This is a genomic window from Stenotrophomonas sp. STEN038 (assembly GCF_056759895.1).
Genome location: NZ_JBRRDW010000006.1, coordinates 123,923 through 130,618 on the forward strand (window position 1 = coordinate 123,923; position 6,696 = coordinate 130,618).

General features: G+C 62.4%; 7 protein-coding genes. 4 read left to right on the forward strand and 3 right to left on the reverse strand.

Annotation, left to right across the window (positions count from 1 at the left end; translation table 11 throughout):
• Positions 1 to 109: 109 nt before the first annotated feature.
• The 3 genes from ACVOLS_RS04185 to ACVOLS_RS04195 are packed head-to-tail and all read left to right on the forward strand — an operon-like array spanning position 110 to position 2,964.
• On the forward strand, positions 110 to 811 hold the full coding sequence (locus ACVOLS_RS04185; RefSeq protein WP_481544584.1) for a C39 family peptidase: 702 nt from the start codon (positions 110 to 112) through the stop codon (positions 809 to 811).
• 12 nt (positions 812 to 823) lie between these two features.
• On the forward strand, positions 824 to 1,591 hold the full coding sequence (locus ACVOLS_RS04190; protein WP_481544585.1) for a hypothetical protein: 768 nt from the start codon (positions 824 to 826) through the stop codon (positions 1,589 to 1,591).
• 50 nt (positions 1,592 to 1,641) lie between these two features.
• Complete coding sequence (locus tag ACVOLS_RS04195; protein WP_481544586.1) at positions 1,642 to 2,964, forward strand: transporter; 1,323 nt, start codon at positions 1,642 to 1,644, stop codon at positions 2,962 to 2,964.
• A 50-nt stretch (positions 2,965 to 3,014) separates the two neighbouring features.
• On the opposite strand, the gene ACVOLS_RS04200 is transcribed toward ACVOLS_RS04195, so the two are convergent.
• The 3 genes from ACVOLS_RS04200 to ACVOLS_RS04210 form a co-directional block, all read right to left on the reverse strand.
• Positions 3,015 to 4,346 carry a sigma-54 interaction domain-containing protein gene (locus ACVOLS_RS04200; RefSeq protein WP_481544587.1) on the reverse strand — a complete coding sequence of 444 codons (1,332 nt, stop codon included), beginning with the start codon at positions 4,344 to 4,346 and terminating at the stop codon, positions 3,015 to 3,017.
• A gap of 197 nt (positions 4,347 to 4,543) precedes the next feature.
• On the reverse strand, positions 4,544 to 5,287 hold the full coding sequence (locus ACVOLS_RS04205; protein ID WP_481544588.1) for a C40 family peptidase: 744 nt from the start codon (positions 5,285 to 5,287) through the stop codon (positions 4,544 to 4,546).
• Between the two features lie 106 nt (positions 5,288 to 5,393).
• The gene (locus tag ACVOLS_RS04210; RefSeq protein WP_481544589.1) at positions 5,394 to 5,927 is read right to left on the reverse strand and encodes a C40 family peptidase; all 534 of its coding nucleotides are present in this window, start codon (positions 5,925 to 5,927) and stop codon (positions 5,394 to 5,396) included.
• Positions 5,928 to 6,037: 110 nt separating this feature from the next.
• Between ACVOLS_RS04210 and ACVOLS_RS04215 the strand changes: the two genes are divergently transcribed.
• Positions 6,038 to 6,517, forward strand: coding sequence for an FKBP-type peptidyl-prolyl cis-trans isomerase (locus ACVOLS_RS04215; RefSeq protein ID WP_481544590.1), 480 nt, complete (start codon positions 6,038 to 6,040; stop codon positions 6,515 to 6,517).
• Positions 6,518 to 6,696 lie beyond the last annotated feature (179 nt).

Here is a 6,696-nt window from a genome sequence, read left to right on the forward strand (position 1 = left end):
TCAGCGTAACAAGCCCGGCCATCCGCCAATGGCCGGGTTCCGGGAGCCCCCATTCCACTCCCCCGGGAGGGGGGCTCCCACCTTCCGGCGCTTTGGAGGTAGCACGCTCATGTTCTGTCGCACGCTGCTGGTGGCTTGTGCTTTGAGTATGTCCCCCAGCTTGCTGCATGCGGGCGAGGTGGCATTCAGCAGTGTGCTGCCCAATGGTGCCTTGTACAGCGGCAAGATCGAGAGCATGAAGGAACGGCGCTTTCGTAACCTGGTGCGGCAGCAGACCGATTACAGCTGCGGTGCCGCGGCGTTGGCGACGATTCTCAAGCATGCCTACCACCTCAATACCGATGAGGCGACGGTGATCGAGGGCATGATGGGTGTGGCGGACCCGGAGCTGGTGAAGCAACGCGGGTTCTCGTTGCTGGACATCAAACGTTACGTGGAATCCCTGGGTATGCGTGGCCGCGGCTACCGGATTGACGAGGAGCGGCTGATGAACCTGCGTGTCCCCAGCCTGGTGCTGATGGATGTACGTGGCTTCCGCCACTTCGTCGTGCTCAAGCAGATACGTGATGGCATGGCCGAGGTCGCTGACCCGATCCTTGGCAACCGCGTGGTGCCGTTGCCGGAGTTTCTCGAAGCCTGGCCTTCGCGCGCGGTATTCGTGGTCATAGGCAGCGACTTCGATCGCAATACGGTGCTGCTGCAACCCAGTGAGAGGCCCAGTGCACGCGCGCTGTATGCGCGCCAGGGGGCCAGCCCCATTACCGATGCGGAGCTGGTCGACTTTGGCTTCAGCCATGCCGACCTGTTCTGAAGGAGTGTTGTGATGAACGCAACCAAGTTCGCCCTGCTGGCTTTGGCGCTGATGCTCGCGCTGCCTGCAGTTGGCGCGGAAGCACCACAAAAGCCAGGCAAGGGCCTGCATGAGATTCCCGACCCGGAACTCAATCTGATGCGTGGCCGCTATACCGTGGGTGGCAATGCGGTGGCATGGTTCGGGGTGACCATGGTCTCTACCTGGCAAACCACGACGGGCCAGAGCCTGCAGGGCGCGATGACGCTGGGCATGGACTTCAGCAAAGGTGGCAACGTGCCGAAGGTGACGTTCACGCCGATCGTCAGCATCACCGATGCCAATGCGCCGTTGCCTGATTCCAGCGGACGCAGCATCGATGGCAGCGGTTTGAACAATGTGGCTGGCGTGAGCCAGAGCGTGCAGATTGCCGGCGACGGCAACCGCGCCAGCAATGTCATGCATCTGAATGTACGCAATGATGGCGTCGTGCCGGGCGTCGGCGGATCGATAGCGGGCAATGCAACGGCACAGTCGGGTGACGCAAGCGCGGTGGCCAGCTTTGACGGCAATGCGGCACGCCTGCAGTTGACCATCCAGGGGCAGGGCGCGGTGCAGCAGTGGCTGCGCAGCGGTAGTGTTGGCCAGAGCGTCCAGTTGACCAGCGATGGCCAGTTGGTCAGTAACCGGCTGCAGATTGATCTGGTAAGGGAGTCGATGGCGGGAAACCTGCCGTTGGCCCAGAACGTGGCACAGGCCATCACGCTCAATCGGGGGATTGGCGGGATAGGCGGGCAGTGAGCACGTGCCCGGCGCGTGCATTGGTTGGCTCAACGTAGAGGAACGACACAATGAAACGACTGGCGATGGCGGCGCTGGTGAGTCTGACTGTTGCTTCACCACAGGTGATGGCGCAGGAGGCGACAACCGGCAACAAGGATGCGGAGGACGTAAGGGCGCTGGTGGCGCAGCTGGAGGCACTCAAAGCCAGCTACGCCCAGGAAGTGCGGCGTCTGCGCGAGTTGGACATGCAGGTGCAGGCAATCCAGGCCCGGGTCAGTGGCAAGACCGCGCAGGTATTGCCGACCCCACAGCTGCCTGCGGGAGAGACTGCGGCGGCGCCGGTTGCGGCGACCCCGCCCGCAGCGGCAGCGCCGGCCGGCGAGGGCTATGCCAGCAGTGCGGCGGAAGCGCAGCAGGCCAAGGAAGCGGCGCGGCGCAGTGTTGATGATGTGAAGCAACAGCAGTCGGCGCTGTTCAATCAAAAGCTGACGCTGGAGAACAGCATCACCTATGCACGTTACGACCGCAAACAACTGACCCTCAACGGCTTCCTGGCGTTGGACGCGATCTTTCTTGGCAACATCGCCATCGAGAACGTCGAGTCCGATTCACTCACCTACAACTTTGCAGCGCGCTGGGGTCTCAATCCTCGGCTGACCTTGAATCTGGATGTGCCCTACATCGCCCGCAAGACGATCTACCAGAAGGGCGGTGCAGGTGGTTCGGCGGCTGCCATCGCGCAGGAGGAAACCCATGGCACCGGCATTGGTGATGTCACAGTAAGTGCCAATTACAAGCTGTTTGGTGAGCGCGGTTGGCGCCCGGAGACCGTTTTGACGGGCGGTATCACCGCGCCGACGGGGCGTGAGCCCTATGGCCTGGATTGGAAGGTGATCGAACGCGATGACGATGATTTCATTCGTTTCGCGGTGCCGTCCAAGCAGCCGACCGGCAATGGTCTATGGCAGGCGAACATCGGCCTGTCGGCAGTGAAGAGTGCGGACCCGGCGATCCTGTTCGGCAACATCGGTTATGTGCGCTCGTTCAAGCGCAGCTTCGACGACATCGATGCCAATCCGGATACGGTCAATCCGGGTGAGGTGACGCTGGGTGATTCGTACTATTTCGGTGCCGGCGTGGCGTTTGCATTCAACGAGCGCACCAGCTTGAGCATTTCCTTCAGCGACCGCATGAGCGCACGTGCCAGCACGCGTTACAAGAATGGCAAGTGGATGAAGGTGATTGGTAGTGATGGCAACGCGGGTACGCTCAATCTGGGCGTGACCTACGCACTGACATCCAAGGCGACCTTTGTCAGCATGCTGGGAATCGGCTTGACCCCGGATGCACCTGATTTCACCTTGGCATTCAAGGTGCCTTACATGCTGTGAGAAGGGTTGCGGGATGAGCTCTGGTGAAGGTGGGCGCTGTGTGTGGTCGATCAACGCAGCGCTTCCAGCTCCAGGTGGTGCTTGCGGCACATGCGGTAGATGGTGACCCGTGAGACCTTCATCAGGCGCGCGCAGGCGCTGATGTTGTACTGGCTTTGCTGCAGGCAGGACAGCAGGGTTTGGCGTTCGGCCTGACTCCGTGCCTGGCTGAGCTGGGCGTCGTTGGTGGTCTGGTTGAGCTCCAGATCCGCGCAGCTGATCAACTCACCTTCGGCGGTGATGGCCGCACGTTGTACCCGGTTGAGCAGTTCGCGGACATTGCCGGGCCACGTAAAGCGGTCCATTGCCTGGCGTGCTTCAGTGGTATAGCCGCGGGCGCGGGTGGGGTGGCGGGTGCGGAAGTTGCGCAGGAACTGGCGGGATAGCAGTTCAATGTCGCCATCACGTTTGCGCAGTGGCGGCATCGCCAGGCGCAGCACGTTCAGACGGTAATAAAGATCGCGACGGAAGCGGCCTTCTTCCACCGCACGTTCCAGATCCACGTGGGTAGCGGCGAGGATGCGCACATCCACCGGGATGGGCTGATTGCTGCCGACCCGTTCGATGGTGCCTTCCTGCAGTACCCGCAGCAGACTGGTCTGCGCATCCAGTGGCAGGTCGCCCACTTCGTCCAGGAATACGCTGCCGGTGTGTGCGGTTTCAAACAGGCCTTGGCGACGGCCGGTGGCGCCGGTGAAGGCTCCACGCTCATGACCGAACAGTTCCGACTGGACCAAGGTGGAAGGAATGGCGCCGCAGTTGATGGCTTGGAAGGGCTTGCCGTTACGCGCCGACAGGCGATGCAGCGCATGTGCGGCGACTTCCTTGCCGGTGCCGGTTTCTCCGGTGATCAGGACCGGCAGATCCACCGGCGCGTACTTGCGCAGGGTGGCGCGCATGACCAGCATCACCTCGCTCTCGCCGAGCAGGGTATCCAGCACGTCTTCACTGGCCGCGCGTGGCACTTCACTGCTCAGGCCCTGCAGCCCACGTAGCAGTTCTTTCAGATCCGGTGGATGGGGGAACTGTTGGCGGCAGGCGGCAAGCAAGGGATGCAGAGGCAATTGCCCGATGCCATCGGTGGCCGGGGTGATGGCAAACAACGGCATATGGTGATGCTCGGCGGTCAGCTTGCCGATGCGCTCCAGCTCGCTTTCTGAGCTGGTACGGAAATCGATCAGGCCAACCACCGTGTCGCCGCCGCGCATGCCGATATCTGCGGGCTGTTGGGGAAGTACCGTTCGCACCTGCCAGCCATCCGCAGCCAGCATTACTTTCTCTCTTGCCCCCGGATTTCCGAACCAGATCACACAACGTGTACTTGACACAGATGTCGCGGCCATGCCTGGTCACTCCTCCATTCGGCGTCACCATATACCTGTGATTCACGCATGCGCAATCGTATTTGGCACATCGTTGCAGGCGGTAGCAGCGTTGTTCGTATTAATTTTTGTGCAGAACAAGTGATGCCGGAAGGACAGGCAATAAAAAAGCCGCAACCCGAAGATTGCGGCTTGGCAGGTAGTTGCCAGCGAGGCGCTTATAGCGCCATGCGACGCGCCTGCATGAACTTGTCACCCCAGTAGCCGGTGAGCAGGGTGTCGGTACGGACGTCCTTGCCGGTGCTCGGGGCATGCAGGAAGCGGCCTTCGCCGACATAGATGCCGACGTGGTCAACGCGGCCCTTGCGGCCGAAGAACACCAGATCGCCAGCGGCCAGCGCCGCGCGGTCATTGATCAGTTCGGCATTGGCCTGGCTGGCCATCTCGCGCGACACGCGCGGCAGTTCGACACCCAGCGCCGTACGGAACACGTAACCGACCAAGCCGCTGCAATCAAAGCCGGCATCCGGCGAGGTGCCGCCCCAGCGATACGGGGTGCCCAGCAAGGTCATGGCGCGGCGCAGGATGGACTGCACCTTGCCGTCGGAATCGTTGGCCAGCGCTGCCTCGGTGGCAGCGGAGACACCCTTGGAGGCGTCGTAGGCAGAGATAAGGCGGCTGAGATCGCCGGCAAACATCGCCGAGCGGTCCATCAGCGGAATGGTGTCGCTGGCGGCCAGATGCGGCAGCAGCGCGGCGAGTGTGGCGGTGGCAGCGCTGTCAGCCTTGCTGCGCGGTGCTTCGGTCTTGGCCGCAGCCGGCTTGGCTGCCGGGGCGGTATCAGCGTTCTGAGCGAGGGCCGGCAGGCTGGCCAGAGCCAGTGCCGCGGCGCAGATCAGGCGGCGGAAGTTGAGCGATGAAATCTTTGGCTGGCTCGGATGGGACGTGTTGTCAGTCGTCACGCGGCAGTCACTTGAAAAAGTCGATGGGCGATCATGCCCTGTGAAACGTGTGGATAGGTACAAATTTCGTTAAATAATCGTTATTTTTCACGAGTAATGTCTCGTTTTACCGTAATACCCGCTTCGCGCCGGTGTAATGATCGCGCCAGTAGGCCCCATCGAGGTGGTCGAGGCGCACGGTTCCGCCGGTGCTGGGAGCGTGCACAAAGCGGCCTTCACCTACATAAATGCCGACGTGGAAGACGTTGCCCTTGTTGCCGAAAAAGACCAGATCGCCGGCGGTCAGTCGGTCAGGCGCGATCCTCGGGCCCTGGATGGCGGCCAGTTCGCGCGAGGTGCGCGGCAGGCTCAGCGCCAGCATGTCCCGGTAGACATAGGTGACCAGGCCGCTGCAGTCGAAGCCGGACTCGGGGGTGTTGCCGCCGTAGCGGTACGGGGTGCCAACCAGCCCCAAGGCGCGCATCAGCACCGAAGCCGCTGCTGCAGGGTCAGCTGGGGCGACCGGCGAATAATTGCGGGCCGGATTGGGGGCCGATGCCCGTTTCGGTGGGCTGTGCCCGCAGGCGGTCAACAGCGCGGCGGTCAGGAGCGTGGCAGGCAGGCGCCACGAGCGGAAGCGGGGAACTGGCGTGATGTGCATGGAGCCCGGATAATGCGCCACCTTAGAAGGCCGTCATCATGGCGGCGTCCCCGACGGCCGACAAGCCGTCCCAACGTCTGCCAGCGGGCAGCCATTTATCAGAGTTGCGCATGAAGATCGAAAAAGACCGCGTCGTCCGTTTCCACTACACCGTCTCCGAAGTCGGCCAGGAGCCGATCGAGAGCTCCAAGGACCGTGATCCGTTGGCCATCCTGATCGGCCACGGCAACATCATCCCGGGCCTGGAAACGGCGATGATGGACAAGGAAGCCGGCGAAAGCTTCGGCGTCGACGTGACGTCGGCCGATGCTTACGGCGAGCGTCGCGAGGGCATGACCCAGCGCGTGCCGAAGAAGCACTTCGGCAAGACCCCGCTGATCCCGGGCACCCAGGTGATCCTGCAGACCAATTTCGGCCCGCGTGCGGTCACCGTCGAGAAGGTCGGTATGACCGTGGTCGACGTCGACCTGAACCACCCGATGGCTGGCAAGGACCTGCATTTCGACGTGGAAATCATCGAAGTGCGTGAAGCCAGCGAAGAAGAAGTGCAGCACGGCCACGTGCACGGCGACGGCGGTCACCAGCACTAAGCATTTGCCGCAAGGCCAATGCAGCATCGGAACGGCCCGCGAAAGCGGGCCGTTCCACGTTGTGGGGCTGGTCCCATGTAGTGCCGAGCCATGCTCGGCAGAGGCTTTACCGACAATGCTGGTAGTGCCGAGCCATGCTCGGCAGAGGCTTTACCGGTAAAGCCCCTGCCGAGCATGGC